Source organism: Streptomyces sp. LZ34, assembly GCF_053890475.1.
Genome location: NZ_CM132680.1, coordinates 10,498,097 through 10,512,864, shown reverse-complemented (window position 1 = coordinate 10,512,864; position 14,768 = coordinate 10,498,097). Strand labels below are relative to the sequence as shown.

Annotated in this window: 14 protein-coding genes and 1 pseudogene; 5 read left to right on the top strand and 10 right to left on the bottom strand. The window is 68.2% G+C overall.

The features are described from left to right. The first annotated feature begins 139 nt into the window (after positions 1-139). Both ACWY4P_RS45175 and ACWY4P_RS45170 read left to right on the top strand, forming a co-directional pair. Positions 140-304, top strand: a complete 165-nt coding sequence (locus ACWY4P_RS45175) for a hypothetical protein (protein WP_456206651.1) — start codon at positions 140-142, stop codon at positions 302-304. Positions 305-612: 308 nt separating this feature from the next. Next, on the top strand, positions 613-1,662 hold the full coding sequence (locus tag ACWY4P_RS45170) for a radical SAM protein (protein WP_456206650.1): 1,050 nt from the start codon (positions 613-615) through the stop codon (positions 1,660-1,662). A 148-nt stretch (positions 1,663-1,810) separates the two neighbouring features. On the opposite strand, the gene ACWY4P_RS45165 is transcribed toward ACWY4P_RS45170, so the two are convergent. The 3 genes and pseudogenes from ACWY4P_RS45165 to ACWY4P_RS45155 all read right to left on the bottom strand — a co-directional run bounded on the left by ACWY4P_RS45165 (position 1,811) and on the right by ACWY4P_RS45155 (position 5,465). Continuing rightward, the gene (locus ACWY4P_RS45165; protein WP_456206648.1) at positions 1,811-2,530 is read right to left on the bottom strand and encodes a hypothetical protein; all 720 of its coding nucleotides are present in this window, start codon (positions 2,528-2,530) and stop codon (positions 1,811-1,813) included. 53 nt (positions 2,531-2,583) lie between these two features. Beyond that, on the bottom strand, positions 2,584-4,227 hold the full coding sequence (locus tag ACWY4P_RS45160) for an IS1182 family transposase (RefSeq protein ID WP_456206647.1): 1,644 nt from the start codon (positions 4,225-4,227) through the stop codon (positions 2,584-2,586). Between the two features lie 127 nt (positions 4,228-4,354). Then, positions 4,355-5,465: pseudogene (locus tag ACWY4P_RS45155) on the bottom strand (integrase core domain-containing protein). A gap of 207 nt (positions 5,466-5,672) precedes the next feature. Here ACWY4P_RS45155 and ACWY4P_RS45150 point away from each other — a divergent pair. Further along, positions 5,673-6,581 (top strand): IS5 family transposase, encoded by a 909-nt coding sequence (locus ACWY4P_RS45150; RefSeq protein WP_456206645.1) that lies wholly within the window; start codon positions 5,673-5,675, stop codon positions 6,579-6,581. Here the strand turns inward: ACWY4P_RS45150 and ACWY4P_RS45145 are convergent. Then, on the bottom strand, positions 6,547-7,047 hold the full coding sequence (locus ACWY4P_RS45145) for a hypothetical protein (protein ID WP_456206643.1): 501 nt from the start codon (positions 7,045-7,047) through the stop codon (positions 6,547-6,549). The genes ACWY4P_RS45150 and ACWY4P_RS45145 overlap by 35 nt on opposite strands. Positions 7,048-7,162: 115 nt before the next feature. Here ACWY4P_RS45145 and ACWY4P_RS45140 point away from each other — a divergent pair, with 115 nt between their 5' ends. After that, the gene (locus ACWY4P_RS45140; protein WP_456206641.1) at positions 7,163-7,738 is read left to right on the top strand and encodes a GH32 C-terminal domain-containing protein; all 576 of its coding nucleotides are present in this window, start codon (positions 7,163-7,165) and stop codon (positions 7,736-7,738) included. Between the two features lie 49 nt (positions 7,739-7,787). Here ACWY4P_RS45140 and ACWY4P_RS45135 read toward each other — a convergent pair whose 3' ends face one another. From ACWY4P_RS45135 to ACWY4P_RS45125, 3 genes are all read right to left on the bottom strand, one after another. Next, positions 7,788-8,303 (bottom strand): flavin reductase family protein, encoded by a 516-nt coding sequence (locus ACWY4P_RS45135; protein WP_456206639.1) that lies wholly within the window; start codon positions 8,301-8,303, stop codon positions 7,788-7,790. Beyond that, positions 8,303-9,640 carry an NtaA/DmoA family FMN-dependent monooxygenase gene (locus tag ACWY4P_RS45130; RefSeq protein WP_456206637.1) on the bottom strand — a complete coding sequence of 446 codons (1,338 nt, stop codon included), beginning with the start codon at positions 9,638-9,640 and terminating at the stop codon, positions 8,303-8,305. The genes ACWY4P_RS45135 and ACWY4P_RS45130 overlap by 1 nt, the downstream gene beginning before the upstream one ends. A 355-nt stretch (positions 9,641-9,995) precedes the next feature. Next, positions 9,996-10,493, bottom strand: coding sequence for an NmrA family NAD(P)-binding protein (locus ACWY4P_RS45125; RefSeq protein WP_456206636.1), 498 nt, complete (start codon positions 10,491-10,493; stop codon positions 9,996-9,998). Positions 10,494-10,649: 156 nt separating this feature from the next. Between ACWY4P_RS45125 and ACWY4P_RS45120 the strand changes: the two genes are divergently transcribed. Beyond that, positions 10,650-11,219: a DUF2961 domain-containing protein gene (locus ACWY4P_RS45120; RefSeq protein WP_456206634.1), complete on the top strand. Its 570-nt coding sequence runs from the start codon at positions 10,650-10,652 to the stop codon at positions 11,217-11,219. 188 nt (positions 11,220-11,407) lie between these two features. On the opposite strand, the gene ACWY4P_RS45115 is transcribed toward ACWY4P_RS45120, so the two are convergent. From ACWY4P_RS45115 to ACWY4P_RS45105, 3 genes are read right to left on the bottom strand one after another with little or no spacing between them, the layout of a single operon-like run. Next, entirely contained in the window at positions 11,408-12,889 is a 1,482-nt protein-coding gene (locus ACWY4P_RS45115; RefSeq protein WP_456213271.1) for a glycoside hydrolase family 32 protein, read from the bottom strand. 50 nt (positions 12,890-12,939) lie between these two features. Further along, positions 12,940-13,812, bottom strand: coding sequence for a carbohydrate ABC transporter permease (locus tag ACWY4P_RS45110; protein WP_456206633.1), 873 nt, complete (start codon positions 13,810-13,812; stop codon positions 12,940-12,942). Position 13,813: 1 nt separating this feature from the next. Beyond that, a complete protein-coding gene (locus tag ACWY4P_RS45105; RefSeq protein WP_456206631.1) occupies positions 13,814-14,740 on the bottom strand; it encodes a carbohydrate ABC transporter permease in 927 nt (308 codons plus the stop codon). Positions 14,741-14,768: the final 28 nt, after the last annotated feature.

Sequence of the window (14,768 nt, the reverse complement as noted above, 5' to 3'; positions counted from 1 at the left end):
GAACAGCGGAGCCTTTTGGTCCATCAATGCAGTGGCGCGACCCCGGTCGGTCGCACGGTCAATCCGCGCAACCTGCGCGGTCACGGGAGTCGGTGCCGTAGGGACGGGGGTCTTCCTTCCCGTTTCCGTTCTCTACCCGATGCGCGTACTCGGCCTGTCCGAGGCAGTGATCGGCACTGTTCTGGTCGTCGCCACCTGCCTGACAGTGGCGCTCCCCACGCTCGTGAACGCCTGGATCGGGCAGGCCGGATCCCATCGCCTCGTCGTCGGCTTATCCCTACAGATGGCCGCCATGGCCGCCTAGCTCCACGCCGACGGTCGGTCCAGTCCCTGTCTTTCTCGTCGTGCTCTGCACCGCCGCGGGGCAGCGCGTCTACTTCGCGTCAATGTACGGCATGCTCGCAAACCTGGCACCGAGCGGCCCGCAGGACAGGTACTTCGTCGCCGGCCATTCTCACGACGATGAGCCGGAGTTGGCCCCGCCGTGTTCTGCGCCCCGCCGACACCACGCCCGATGCGGAAAGCACCCTCGTTCCGACTTGAAGACGCTCCCACGCCTTACGAAGCGCCGGACCGAAAGAAAAAGCACCGGCTCAAGAGAAAGGGAAACCGATGACCGTCCCGCTCGACGATTTCCTCGGCGGACTCTACCGCACCTTCGGTCCACCCAAGGCCATGGGTGAATCGGCACCCGCCTCCGACCGTCCTCACTTCTTCCTGCACCGTAATTTCCTTGGTGAACAGGACCTCGCTATCCTGTTCAACACCAAGCGCTGCCGCTACCAGTGCAAATTCTGCGCTCTGCCGTTCAAATCGTCGCGTGAATGGATTCCCAAGGAAGGGGTTCTCGCCCAGTTTCGGTATGTCCTGGAGGAAGACAAGCATGCGCTCGGCGTCCTCGAGCGCGTCACCATCGCCAACGAGGGCTCCGTCTTCGACGAGACCACTTTCCCCGCCGACGCACTCATCCAGATCACCGCTGCCACCCGCAAGCTCCCCCGCGTGCGCAAGATCGTGCTGGAGTCCCGCCTGGAGTTCCTGCGCGCCGAACAGCTCAAGGAGATAGCACAGAACAGCGGCAAGCAACTCGACATCCTCACTGGCTTCGAAACCCTTGACGAGGACCTGCGCGAGCGGGTGCTCGGCAAACGCGAGCCCCTGGACGTCTTCCTGCGCGGCCTTGACGTGGTGGCCGAGGCCGACTGCGAGCTGACCGCGTACGTCCTGTTCAAGCCGGACCCGGTGATGACCGACGAGGAGGCGTGGGCCGAGGCCGAGTCCTCCATCGACTACCTGCACGAGCACTGCGCCGCGCGTGGCATTCCGCTGACGATCCGCCTCAACCCGATGTACGTCGCCCACGACACCCAGTGGGCCCGCCGCGCGGAGAAGGTCGAGAATTACCAGCCGCCGCAGCTGTCCGACATCATCACCCTCGCCGAACGCAAGCGCGCCCAGGGCATCGCCGTCTACCTCGGCCTGACCTCGGAAGGCCTGTCCGATGAGGACAAGACCTACCGCGCCAGGGAGGATTTCACCCGCCAGCTCCTCAAGCAGGGCATCGTGATGAACGGCGACGGGTCCGTCAGCTCCCGTCATCACCTGCTGCCCCTCGTCGAGGCAGGCGATCCGACGCCCGAGCCCTTGCTGGAGAGCAAGTGACCGCCCCCGCCCAGGTACCGGTCGCAGACTAGGCCCCGTAGTCCTAGCTCGGACACCAGGGAGCAAGTAACCCGCTGGTAGCTTTCAGGGCTTTGCTGCTGATGTCGGTTACAGGAAGTGCCGCTGAGATTGATCACGCCCTCGCCAGTCAGTCGTCCTCGTCCGGAGCGTCGGCGAAGATTGGGTGCAGCGGCACCCCTACCGCTATGCGCGCCTGCCTGAACTCCTCGTCTGCTGGGCCCTTCAGCTCGTATCTGTTGCGAAGCAGCGGCACTGGCCAGTCGGCCGCGCGCATCTCCTCGGCCTCGGTCACACCGACCGTGGCCGCCCATTTTCTAAGACCGCGCAGCGCGGTGTCCGACGCGGCGGCGGTCATGTTCGCCGCGTACACCAGCCATCCCTCAGCGGCGAGTTCCTCCCCGACGGCGCACTCGGGGCTCCCCTTGGACGGCCCAAGCGGCTCGTCCGTCCCGACGACCAGGACGCGGGCGCCGTCCATGCGGGCGAGGAACAGCACCACGCGAGACATGTCCGCCTGAGCTTGCACTTCACCGGCCGCCGTAACCACCCGGCCCCACAGGTCCGCCGCCGACACCTCGTCGAGGTTCACGGTTTCACTCTGGCCGCCTTGCGGCATGCGGTCTGCCGGCATGCGCGCGCTCACCCCGTCGACTCTGAGCTGCCGAAAGACGGACCGTTCCACCTGCAGCGCGGCCTCCCGGGAGGGGAGCAGCACGGCACGGTACAGGTGCCAGCCCTGGCTCCGGTACTGAGCGATCCGCGCGGAGTCCAAGCCGGCGATCCCGACCTTCCCGGCCTGAGTGGCGCTGTGCGTCACCACGTAGACGTGGGTGGGCGTCGCGGTCATGCGTTGATCCCCTGAAGGACTCTGTTGGTCGATGTGATCTGAGTTTTTGTCGATCAGGCCGCGAGACTGAGGGCAAGCTGTTCGTAGTGGGAGACTCGTGTCGTGCCCAGGGGGGTTCCGGCCCACCAGGCGTCGAGACGGTAGAGGTTGAGGGCAGCCGCGGTCAGGACCTGGGCCAGAGAGGTTTTGGCGAGGCCGCGGTAGCGAGTACGCCGGGTGCCGGTGCGTCGTACCGCCTGCGAGATGCTGCCCTCCACTCCGGCCCTGGTGTGGTATCGCTTCTTCCATTCCTCGGTCTGCTGTTCTGCCCGTCGTTGTTGGAGGAGTTCGTGCTCTTGGCGTGGCAGTAGTGTCAGGACGCGGTAGGCGGCTGTGGTGCAGATGTCCTTGGCCGGGCAGCTGGTGCATCCGGCGCCGGAGAAGTCGATGTGGATGCGGGGTTCGCCGCCGATGGTGGTGTCACTCCAGCGGGTGCTGACCTGGCCCTGCGGGCAGGTTACCTGCCGGGTGTGCCAGTCGATGTGGAAGTCGGTGGCGGCGTAGCCGCTGCCCTGCAGGGCCGGTCGGCCGCCGGCTTGCTTGACCGGCCCGATGACCTCGACGCCCAGTGCACGAGCCTCAAGGATGATCTTCGCGCTGGTGTAACCGCCGTCCACGAAGTGTTCGGCCGGCTTCAGGCCCCGCTCGAGCAAGGCCTCGTGGACAGCGGCGGTGAGCTGGTGATCGTCCGTCGTGGCCGGTGTGGTGGCCGTGCACGTGATCAAGTGGGGGAGGTCGTCGTCGCAGCTCTCGGTGAGATGGGTTTTGTAGCCGTCCCAGGCGGATCCCCGCTTGACCCCGCAGCGCGCATCCACATCGTGCGGTGAGACGATGCGTGCCGCGCCCGGAGGGCGTTGTTTGTGTCCGCGCCAGCGCACCCCGCGGGCGTCGCGCTGGTACTCCTGGGCCCACACAGTGCGCAGGAGCACGACCGCCTCGAGGTCGGCGAGGTGGGCGGGGGCCGTGGGATCGTCGAGAGAATCGAGGAGTTCATAGCCGTCGCCCCCGACGTTCTCGGCGAACGCGGTGCGCTCGGCCTCGCCCTTGGGCAGCCGGTAGGAGTCAGCGCGCTGCCGGTAGCGCGCGAGCCAGTCCGCGTTGACCGCGTCGGTGCCGGCCAGCCAGGCGGGAGCGGCCACCGCCAGGGCCTCCAGGGCGCAGCGCATGGTCTCGGTGACGAACTCCAGCCGGTTCAGATCACGGATGCAGGCGATGACATGGGTGGAGTCGGTGCGGGCTCGCCCGCCGGCCCGCAGCAGGCCCCGCTCGTTGCACTGCGCGAGGATGGCGTCCAGGATCTGCTGCTCCAGGCCGTGGGCGATCAGCCGGTCGCGGAACTCGCTGAGCACCGAGAAATCGAATCCAGGGTCAGCGAGTTGGAGGCCGAGGGCGTACTTCCAGTCGATCCGGCCGCGCACCGCATCAGCGGCCTGCCGGTCGGTCAGCCGCTCTGCATACTGCAGCACACTCACCAGCGCCAGCATCCCCGGAGACACGGACGGACCACCCCGATGCGCGAACGCCGCCACGAACCGCTCACTTTCAAACACCGCCCCGAACTCGTCCCTGATCCGCATGGCCAGACACCCGCGCGGGAACGCAGCACGGGCGACCCTGACCGTGGACTCAGGCACCGCAGACGCAGGCAACGGACGCATCGACATGATCTCCCCCTCGCCCCCAGGAAACAGACCCGACAACGAGCAGTGTCCAACGCACCCGAAGGTCATTTCAGGCGAACCATCACATCGACCAACAGAGTCCTGAAGGGTGTCAATATTCCGATCAGGCTGCTGAGCTGGGCGTTTCCTGTGGATGATGAGGCGGTCGGGGTGGCGTGGCGTGGTACTCGTTGAGCAGTCCGCCGAGTACCTGCTTGCGCCTGACCGTGGCGGCGGGTAGGGGGATGATGTTCGGATCGTCGTCTGGAGCACGTAGGTCGAGGCTGCGGTGAGCTCGTCCGGAGTTGTAGTGCTCGGTGTACCTGGTGAGGACCGTACGCAGGTGTCGTTCGCCGATGATGAGGAGTCGGTCGGTGCATTCTGCACGGGCTGTGCGTATCCATCGTTCGGCGAACGCGTTGGCCGGGGGCTTTAGGCGGAGTCGGGATGACGGCTGTGCCGTTGCCGGCGAAGACGGCGTCGAATGCAGTGGTGAACTTGCTGTCCCGGTCACGGATGAGGAACCGGAAGTACCCCGCCCTCTCTTCGAGGGCCATGAGCAGGTTGCGGGCGAGTTGGGTGACCCATGCGCCGGTCGGGTGGGCGGTGACGCCCAGGACATGGACGCGCCGAGTGGCAATCTCCATGACGAAGAAGACATAGAGACGCTTGAGGAAGACGGTCTCCACGTGCATGAAGTCACAGGCAAGCAGGGTGTGGGCCTGAGCGCGGAGGAACGAGCGCCAGGTCTGCTGGGAGGCTCGCTGCGGTGCGGGTGGTAGACCGGAGCGGCGCAGAACGCGCCGGACCGTGGCGGCGGCAACCCTATGGCCAAGCCGAAGCAGTTCACCCTGGATCCTGACGTACCCCCAGGTCAGATTCTCCCTTGCCAGGCGCTGGATGAGCGCGACTGTCTCTTCCGGCAACGGTGGTCGGCCGGGCCTGACCGGCGCTTGGCGCCACTTCCAGCGCACCAGACGGCGATGCCAGGCCAGCAGCGTGCCCGGGGTGACCAGCCGATGGCAGCGTAAGGCGGATGGCAGGTGCTGTGTGAGAGCGGAGAGCACGGCACGATCGGCCCATGAGAGCCGCGGGCGCTCGATCTGTCGGCGCAGCACAGCAACCTCATGGCGAAGCATGAGGATCTCAGCGTTGTTCGCGGCTGTCGATCGGCCCAGCAAGAGGAGGCCGCCCAGTAGTCGGCAGAAGATCAGGTAGAGCAGTCGCAGACCCACGATCAGCGATCATGCCCATATTCGGGCCATCGCAAAGCCCCAGGTCAGCCGCCGTACTGCAGTAAGAGGGCTTCTCGAAACCGAGTGCGGGGCTGGTGGTTCCGTACGGGTGTGCTGTTCAGGTGATTGTGGCCGCGTGGGGGCATGAAGGCAGGGCCTCTCGGTAGCACAGAGGGTGTCTACGCCACTGCTCACAGGGAGGCCCTGTTGTCGCAGTTGTATCGGTCTGCTGGCAATGAGTCCATTCCGGACACGCGGAAGTGCGACTGCTTCGCCCACACGTACGGCAACGCCGCGGACAATCCGTCCGGTGGGCACTGCTATCCGACCGACATGAAGGACGCGGAGTGGGACGCGATCGGCGAAATGATCCCGGTACCGGCGTGGGCCGAGGGTCGGGGCGGCCGACCAGAGGAGTACTGCCACCGGGACATACTCGATGCGATCCGGTATGTGGCGGACAACGGCGTGAAGTGGCCTGCGCTGCCTGCGGATTACCCTCCGTGGAAGGCGGTGCACCGGTTCTTCACCCGCTGGCGGAAGCAGGGGCTGATCAGCGAGTTCCACGACCGGCTCCGCGCCGCGATGCGTGAAGCTCAGGGCCGGGATGCGGAGCCGACGGCAGGGGTGATCGACTCACAGTCCGCGAAAGGCACGTCCACGGTCGAGGCCGCGACCAGCGGCTATGACAGCGGGAAGAAGATCAAGGGCCGTAAGCGGCATCTCGTGGTGGACACCCTCGGCCTGATCCTGGCGGTCATGGTCTCCCCCGCCTCGACGGCAGACCGCGACGCCGCCCAGGACCTCCTCTCCCGGGCCACCAGGCGGCATCACCGGCTCAAGCGCGTGTGGGCGGACAGCGGATACACCGGCATGCTGGTGGGCTGGTGCGCGAGGGCCCTGAACCTGATACTGACCGTCATCCGCCGCAGCGACGGCCACAAGGGCTTCGTCGTGCTGCCCAAACGGTGGATCGTAGAGCGGACCTTCGCCTGGCTCACCCGGTCCCGGCGTCTGGCCCGCGACTACGAGCGGCTGCCCGAGTCGTCGGAGGCGATGATCCTGTGGTCGATGACCATGGTCATGACCCGCCGTCTCGGCCGCCGCCGCAGGTGAACCGGCCCGGCACCGGCTCGTGCGCCCATCCCCGAGCAACGAGCCGCTTGAGCTTGCACCGCACGCCCTCCGTCTTCGCCGGAACAACCTCCAGCCCCAACAAGGCAGTGATCTCACGACAGTTCAGCGGCTGGCCGCCAGTGGCACGACATTCGGCCAGCAGGCCCATGACCTGCTGATACTCCGGCGCCAGCACCTCGGCCGACAGCCCCTCCCTCCAGGGAGGAACCACCGACCCGGGCCTCACCGCAGGCGGCGCCGGGACCTCACTCACCTCCGGCGTCTTCCCCGCCTCACCGTCCTGGCTTGCGGGTTCGCTCCCGTCCCACACCTCGCTGACCCGTCTGCGGGCGATCAGCCACTCGTCCCATTCCGACTGCGCCGCCTCCAGCTCGGCCTGCAACTCCTCCACTCGCTTCCGGGCCGCCCGCTCCCGCTCCTCCAGCCGCCCCAGCACCGATGCCATCACGCACCTCCAGCACGCCACTTCCATGGACGCACCGGGCCTACCTCACCCACTACGGCACTATGCCTGACCAGCACGAACCCAGCCCCCACACTCGGTTTCGAGAAGCCCTCTAATGACACCCTTCAGGGCGCACAACGCGGGCCTGCCGATCGTGCTGTCCCAGCGGGAGGACGGCGACCTCGCCTTCCAGCCCGTGGCCGAGGTGGCGGGTCTCCACGACGGCGCGGCCCTCGTGAACATCGAAAAGCCGACCTCCATCTCCTACGCGAACGCCGCCCTCGCCTCGGTCAAGTCAGACCTGCTCCACATCAAGCTGACGATGGAGGCGGGCAGCGCAGCCACGTTCGGCCTCGACGTACTGCGCAGCCCGGGAGACGAGGAACGCACCCGCCTCTTCTACGACACGGCGGCCACGGAGCTCGGAGTGGACCGGACCCGGTCCGGAAACGTCTCCAGCGCCGTGCCGGACCTCGGCATCCAGAAAGGCCCGCTCGCCCTCGTCGACGGCAAGCTGACCCTGGACGTGTTCGTCGACCACTCGATCATCGAGGCGTACGCAAACGCTCACCGTTCCATCACCACCCGGGCGTACCCCTCCCGCACGGACTCCCTCGGCATACAGCTCTTCGGCGAGGGCAGCACCGTCGCGACCTTGACAGTCTGGAAGATGGGAGGCATGGCGGTCTGACACCGGTGTCCGGCCCGGGGCGCTCCGGAGACAGAGCGGCCTTGGCCGGTCAGTGAACCAGCGGTGTGTGGGTGCCGAAGGAACGTTGGTGATAGGTGAGGGGGCTGAGGTTTCCCTGGGTTCCCTCGCCCGGTTCGGCGGTGACGGCGTGGGCCAGCAGGACGGTGTGGTCCCCGGCGGTGACGTAGTCGTCGACCTCGGCAGCGATCCATGCCGCAGAGCCCGGCAGGCGGGGCAGTTCCTGGCTCGGCGACCAGGTCACACCGTCGAACTTGTGCGGTCCTGAGCGGGCGAAGGCCGTGGCGAGGCCGGCCTGGTGCGTGCCCAGGATGTTGAGGCCGAAGCGGCCGGTGCGGCGGATGAGCGCCAGCAGGTCGGAGCGGTTGTCCAGCGACACCAGCACCATGGGAGGTGTCAAGGAGAGCGAGGCGAAGGCGCTGACCGTGGTGCCGTGCGGGCGTCGGCCGTCCATGGCGGTGACCACGGCGACCGGGGAGGCGACCGCGGCCATCGCGTCGCGGAACGCCTGCTCGGTGACCATGCCGGGGGGCTTGATGGTGGGCATTACTGGGCCGGTTTTGTGAGTCGGGGGTCGAGTCCATACTGGTCACGGGCTCCGAGGTGGTCGCGGAGAGAGGGGCCTTCGTAGTCGAGGTGGAACAGGCCGCGTTCCTGGAGGATCGGGACGACATGGTCGACGAAGGCGTCGACTCCGTCGTGGTAGCCGTCGATGGCCAGCGAGAAGCCGTCGCATGCGCCCGCCTCGAACCACTCCTGCATGTGGTCGGCCACGTCGGAGGCGGTGCCGACCACGACCGGGTGGTAGTCGATGACGCCGTGAGCGATCACGTCGCGCACGCTCCAGCCCTCCCGGGCCACTTCAAGGGCGCGGGCGGAGCGCGGGTCGTGCGGGCTGGGGACGGCGTCGGCCAGCTGGCGTGCCGTCAGGGGTTCGTCGATCTGGTCGTAGGTGAGCGGCAGGCCGATCATGGCGCCGAGGTAGCGCACGCGCTGGCGCAGGTCGACGGACTCGTCCAGGAAGCGCCGCCGGTCCAGCGCAGCCCGGCGGGAGGAGGCGATGGTCGGCATGAAGCCGGCGAACATCTTCACCTCGTCCGGGTCGCGTCCGGCCCGCTTGGCGGCGTCGCGCAGGGCCTCACGCTGGGCCCGGCCGTCTTCGATGGTGTACGGGTTGGCGTAGACGCCGTCGGCGTAACGGCCCGCCAGTTCCACGCCGTTGAGGCCGCCGCCCGCCTGGAAGATGACCGGCTGGCCCTGCTCGGACGGCGGGATGGGCAGCGGGCCGCGGGAGGCGACGTGGCGGCCCTGCAGGTTGACCGGCTGGATCTTGTCCATGTCGGCGAAACGCTTTCCGGCAACGTCGAGGACCCAGGCGTCCTTCTCCCAGCTGCCCCACAGGGCCTGCACGATCTGGACGGCCTCGTGGGCGCGCTCGTACTTCTCCGTGCGTTCAGGGATCGGGCGGCCGAAGTTGGCCGCGGCGGTGGGGTCGGAGGTGGTGACCGCGTTCCAGCCGGCCCGCCCGTGGCTGATCACGTCCAGGGCCTTGAACTGGCGGGCGAGGTTGTACGGCTCGTTGAAGGTGGTGGAGGCGGTGGCGACCAGGCCGATCCGCTCGGTTTCGCGTGCGATGGCGGTCATGACCAGCAGCGGGTCGATCGGGAACTGCGGGACCTGCTCTCCGAGGTCCACGTTCAGGACCGGCGTGTCCGCGAAGAACAGCAGCTGGATCTTGCCGCGTTCGGCGGCCTGCGCATAGCGCACGAACTGGTCCATGTCCGTGTAGCTGGACAGGTTCGCTCCCGGCAGGCGCCACGCGCCTGGTTCGGCGCCGTAGCCGCTGGTGAACTGCATGCACAGGAGCATGTGGCGGGTGTTCATGGTCGCTTCTCCGGGCGGGGCGAGGGGGGAATGGGAGTGCAACTGGCGTCTGTCCGAGACAGCAGGCCGAGCAGGGGGTGAGCGAGGGGAACAGGAAGCCGTGGACACCGGAAGCCGCAGGTGGGCGGGCGAGGCTGAGTTGTCGCGGCGCCAGGCCCACTGGCCGAAGCGTCGGAGCGCCACGCCTCGGTCGGCGGTAGCGCGGCTGGCTCCGAGGCCGATCCGACCCGGGGCGTCGGCGTACGCCTCATGCGAGGCGCGTTGCGTGCCCCTGACACGAGCCTTCTCGGCCGATGCCGTGCGCCACTTCGAGACGAGCAACTGGTGGCGCACGGCATGAGCGTGACCCGAGGGGTCAGGCCGCCAGATGTGCTCGCGCCCAGTCCGCGAAGGACGTGAGCGGGATGCCGAGCGCCCGGGCGAACTCGGGGCGGGCGGGGTGGCCGATCTCGTTCTGCCAGTCGTTCGGCACCGCGAAGGGGGACGCCCCCGCGGCGATGGCCTCTTCCGGCGTCATGTCGGGCGCGGTGAGTTCACGGCCGAGCGCGTCCGAGAGGACCTCGGCGATCTGCGCCATCGTGAGCCGCTCACTGGCGAGCTCCAGCTCGACCCGGTCGAAGCGCGCCGGGTTGGCGAAGGCGGCCGCGGCGGCGGCACCGATGTCCTCGACGGCGACGAGGGCGAGTTCGGTGTCCGGCTTCACGCACGTCGCCAGCACGTCGCGCGGGAACATGAAGCCCCCGGGCACGAAGTTCTCCATGAAGACCCCGGGCTTGATCAACGTCCACCGCTCGAAGCCCGCTTCGCGGACGCGGTCCTGGATCGCCGACTTCGCACCGAAGTAGTTCTCCATGGACTTCCAGCGGCCTTCCGCCCAGCCCGGCGCGGACAGCTCAACCCGCCGATCAACCGGATCACACCGGACCGTATCCCCGAGGGACTGGAGCGCCTACGCAAGGGCGGGGTCGTCGGCCGCCTCATCGCCCTGTACGAGGGCTGAGCTCCACGCATGATCTGGATCGACGAGGACTTCAACGCCGACGGCACCACCAGCTGGCCACCTTCCCTGCACGGTACCGGCGGCGAAGACTACTTCAGCCACGGCTGGGGCATGCAGAAGATCAACTACCCCTTCCAGGGCACGATCATCCATGAGGAGGACGTCCCGGGCCTCCAGGTCCACTACCGCTTCCACCTCGCCGACCCGGTCCGCTTCAACGAGCGGATCCGCGTCACCATGGAGCACGGCCACGCCAACCACCTCGCCGACGACTGGTCGACGACGGCGTACTGGTACCAGACCCTCCCCGCCCCGCGGTTCGACATCCTCCCCGTCGGACAACGCCGGCCCCGCAAGGCCGAGGGCCCGGGCGTGAAGGACCTCCCGTCCACCGACCGCACCAAACTCGACCCACTGCGCCGGGCAATGTACGAACAGCGCGACGCACGCATGGCCGAGTTCACCGCTCAGCGCGACAAGTGGTTCGAACGCCGGGCCGTCGAGTCCCGCGAACGCTCCGCCCGCAACAAGCAGTTGGCCGCCGAAGTCCGGGAGAAGTTCCTCCGAGGCCGGCGATGACCGCTCGGCGGCCCCGGCGGTGGCCGCGGGCACCCCGTCCAGGCTCAGGCCTTCTGCGTCGCGGGGCGGGGTGCTCGCCGGATCCGCGGACGATCAACCGGGTGGGGACGGTGATGGCGTGGGTGCAGTCGCCGTCGAGGCGTGCCAGGGCGGTGCATTTGAGCAGAGTCCCGATGGCGGTAGCGGAATCAGGGGTGGACGAGACCGATGTCCGTGAGCGTGGACTCGGCGCTCGCGTCGGCCGCGTACCGCATGGTGTACGGCCGCAGGTTCCAGGCCTCTGCCGTGTATCCGAGGCCACCCTCGCCTCCGGCACGGGCCTCGATCCGCCAGGGGGTGCCGCCGGTGGGGTAGAACCGCAGTGTCAGCGTCCGGCCCGACGGCAGGTAGAGCTCGGCGACGGAGCGGTCGACTGCCAGGTGCAGTTCGACCGGGGCACCGGAGGCCGCCTTCGCCTCGGGGCAGGGGACGCGGTACGTTCCGCCGTGTGCACGCGGGTCGAGGGAGGCGTGGTCGCGGTCCACGACGAGCTCACCTGCGGCGGGATCGACCCTGATGTCGAGGTACTCGGCGGCGTCAGCAGAGGTCACCAGCCGTAGTCCGCCTGCCGTCCTGGCGGCGCGGGGCTCCAGACGGGCCGTCAGGTCGAAGCTGGGGCCTACCGTCCCCAGTACGGCCGTTCCGGAGGTCTCACCAGAAGCGGTCACCGCGCGCTCGTCGCGCAGCGCGAGGAGTTCCGCGGCCGGTCGCTGTCGTACGGAGCCGTCCTCGGCGAGTGTCACCTCGCGCGGCATGGTCAGCAGCCCGGCCCAGCCGGCCTCACGTACCCACTCCGGATCGCGGGCCTCCCACGACCAGCCCCACAGCAGCCACCGGCCGTCGGGGGCGGGCAGGAGCGCGGGAGCGTAGAAGTCGGGGCCGTGGTCGAGCAGGGTGGGGGCGTCGGCGAGGAAGCGGCCGGCCTGCTCGCGCCCGGGGTAGACGACGGTCCGGCGTGGTCCGTGCTCCGGGTCCCAGGCGCTGACGATCAGGGCGCCGCGTCCGTCCGCGTGCAGGTACTGGGGGCACTCCCAGCCCAGCCCGGTGTCGGCGCCCGGCGCCACCGGCTGCGGGTCCTGGTCCAGGAACGGGCCCCGGTACTCCCAGTGCTCCAGGTCTGCGGACTCGTACAGCAGTGCCGCCCCCCGGCCGTCCTCCAGGGCGGAGCCGACCAGCATGCGCCAGGGGCCGGCCTCGCGCCATACGTACGGGTCGCGGTACATGGTCGCGCCCTTGGGTGGATCGGGTATCAGCAGGGTGCCGCGCGGTGTCCAGGTGACACCGTTGTCGCGGGACTCGGCAGTGGTGACCGGCTGTGCCCAGCGGTCGGCGCGGAAGGCCGAGTAGAAGGCGAGCATGCGGTCGCCGTCGGAGACGGCGTTGCCGGAGAAGCAGCCGTCGGCGTCCTCTCCGCCCGGCGTGGGGGTCAGTGCGAGGGGGAGTTCCTCCCAGCTCAGCAGGTCGGGGCTGCGGAAGTGGCCCCAGTGCATGTTCGCGTGCTCGGGTCCGTACGGGTTGTGCTGGAAGCACACGTGGTAGTGGCCGTTGTGGAAGGCCAGCCCGTTGGGGTCGTTGATCCAGTTGCGGGGCGGGCGCAGGTGCGCGACGGGCAGGTGGGGATCGGCGGGCATGACGGACACGCAGGGGGTCCTTTCGGTGTGTGGGGGTCGGAGGAGCGCGGTCAGCCCTTGACGCCGGTGGAGGCGATGCTGTTGACGAACGACCGTTGGAAGGCCACGAAGAGGGCCAGGATCGGCACGGTGATCATGGAGGAGTACGCCATGATCTGGCCCCAGCCCACGTTCAGCTGGAAGAAGTAGGAGATGCCCACCATCACCGGCCGCAGCTCCTCGCTCTGCACGACCATCAGCGGCCACAGGTAGGAGTTCCAGGCGGGCAGGAAGGTCAGGATGGCGACGGTGGCGACGGCCGGTCCGGACAGCGGCATGACGATGCGGCGGTAGATGGTGAACCAGCCGGCGCCGTCCACGATGGCCGCCTCGTCCAGTTCCTTGGGGATGCTCTGGAAGTACTGGTGGAAGAAGAAGATCGAGAAAGCGTTGGCGACGAACGGCACGATCTGGACCTGGTAGGTGTCCATCCAGCCGGTGGTCCACTCCAGGTGGAAGCCGTTGACGCGGAGCAGCGGCAGGTGGTTGACCCACCACACCAGCGGCAGAGCGAAGGTCTCGAAGGGCACGATGAGGGTGGCGATGACGGCGGTCAGGACGAGTTTCCTGCCGGGCCAGCGCATCCGTGACAGGGCGAAGGCGGCCAGGCTGTTGACGACGATGCCGAGTACCACGGTGATCGACGAGATCAGCACGGAGTTCAGCAGGAACCGTGCCGCCGGGACGCGCTCGAACACGCCGGTGTAGTTGTCCAGCGACAGGGCACCGACCGGCAGGAAAGCGCGCAGGGAGCCGAGGTCGCCGAAGATCTGGTCGTCCGATTTGAACGACGAGACCAGCATGAAGACGAGCGGGAGCGCGAAGATCAGGGCGAGGACGACACGGCCGGCGTGACCGCTGAGGTGCTTGAGGAAGGAGGTCATGTCAGTCCCTCTCGCGGGTCAGGAAACGCTGGACGAGGGACACGGTCAGCACGAGCACGAAGAAGACGAGCGAGATCGCCGCGGCGTACGCGGTCTGCTGCTGGTCGTAGCCGGTGTGCACGGCCTGGTAGACGACGGTGGTGGTGGAGTCGAGCGGGCCACCCTGTGTCATCACCCTGATCTGCGTGAACAGGCTGAACGCCGCGATGGTGATGGTGACCAGGACGAACGTGCGGGTGGCGCGCAGTCCGGGCCAGGTGACGTGGCGGAAGCGGTGCCAGCGGGTGGCGCCGTCCAGGTCGGCGGCCTCGTACAGCTCGGCGGGGATGGTCTGCAGGCCGGCCAGCCAGATGATCATGTGGAAGCCGACGCCCTGCCACACCGACATCAGGATGATGGCGGGCATGGCGGTGGCCGGGTCGCCCAGCCAGTCCGGGCCGTGGACGTGTCCAAGGGTGAGTGCCGAGATCACGTGGTTGACCAGGCCGTCCTTCCGGTAGAGGAAGGTCCACAGGAGGGATATGACGACCATCGAGGTGACGACCGGCAGGAAGTAGACGGTGCGGAAGAAGTTGACGCCGCGCACCTTCGCGTTGACCAGCAGCGCCAGCACCAGGGCGAGCCCTGCCTGGAGCGGGACGACGACGGCGGCGAAGTACGCAGTGTTGCGCAGGGACTTGTAGAAGACCGGGTCTTCGAAGAGCAGGGTGAAGTTCCGCAGGCCCACGAAGCGGGCCGGGGTGGGTGAGATGAGCCGTGCGTCGGTGAACGCCAGGGCGAAGGCGAGGGCGACCGGTACGACGAGGAAGACGATCAGCAGCACGACGGCCGGGGCGGCCATGCCGAGGGCGGTGAGGCTCTCACGGCGGCGGGCGCTGCTCGTTCGGGTTCGCCGGACCGGACGCAGCCGCTCAAGGGCTGCGATCATGGTGGTCACGGTAGCTCCAGGAGGAGCC

Excerpts from the sequence above, each read along its gene's own strand:
- ACWY4P_RS45175 (WP_456206651.1), top strand. The coding sequence starts at position 140 with ATGCGCGTACTCGGCCTGTCCGAGGCAGTGATCGGCACTGTTCTGGTC.
- ACWY4P_RS45170 (WP_456206650.1), top strand. The coding sequence starts at position 613 with ATGACCGTCCCGCTCGACGATTTCCTCGGCGGACTCTACCGCACCTTC.
- ACWY4P_RS45165 (WP_456206648.1), bottom strand. The coding sequence starts at position 2,530 with ATGACCGCGACGCCCACCCACGTCTACGTGGTGACGCACAGCGCCACT.
- ACWY4P_RS45160 (WP_456206647.1), bottom strand. The coding sequence starts at position 4,227 with ATGCGTCCGTTGCCTGCGTCTGCGGTGCCTGAGTCCACGGTCAGGGTC.
- ACWY4P_RS45145 (WP_456206643.1), bottom strand. The coding sequence starts at position 7,047 with ATGGCATCGGTGCTGGGGCGGCTGGAGGAGCGGGAGCGGGCGGCCCGG.
- ACWY4P_RS45140 (WP_456206641.1), top strand. The coding sequence starts at position 7,163 with ATGACACCCTTCAGGGCGCACAACGCGGGCCTGCCGATCGTGCTGTCC.
- ACWY4P_RS45135 (WP_456206639.1), bottom strand. The coding sequence starts at position 8,303 with ATGCCCACCATCAAGCCCCCCGGCATGGTCACCGAGCAGGCGTTCCGC.
- ACWY4P_RS45130 (WP_456206637.1), bottom strand. The coding sequence starts at position 9,640 with ATGAACACCCGCCACATGCTCCTGTGCATGCAGTTCACCAGCGGCTAC.
- ACWY4P_RS45125 (WP_456206636.1), bottom strand. The coding sequence starts at position 10,493 with ATGGAGAACTACTTCGGTGCGAAGTCGGCGATCCAGGACCGCGTCCGC.
- ACWY4P_RS45120 (WP_456206634.1), top strand. The coding sequence starts at position 10,650 with ATGATCTGGATCGACGAGGACTTCAACGCCGACGGCACCACCAGCTGG.
- ACWY4P_RS45115 (WP_456213271.1), bottom strand. The coding sequence starts at position 12,889 with ATGCCCGCCGATCCCCACCTGCCCGTCGCGCACCTGCGCCCGCCCCGC.
- ACWY4P_RS45110 (WP_456206633.1), bottom strand. The coding sequence starts at position 13,812 with ATGACCTCCTTCCTCAAGCACCTCAGCGGTCACGCCGGCCGTGTCGTC.
- ACWY4P_RS45105 (WP_456206631.1), bottom strand. The coding sequence starts at position 14,740 with ATGATCGCAGCCCTTGAGCGGCTGCGTCCGGTCCGGCGAACCCGAACG.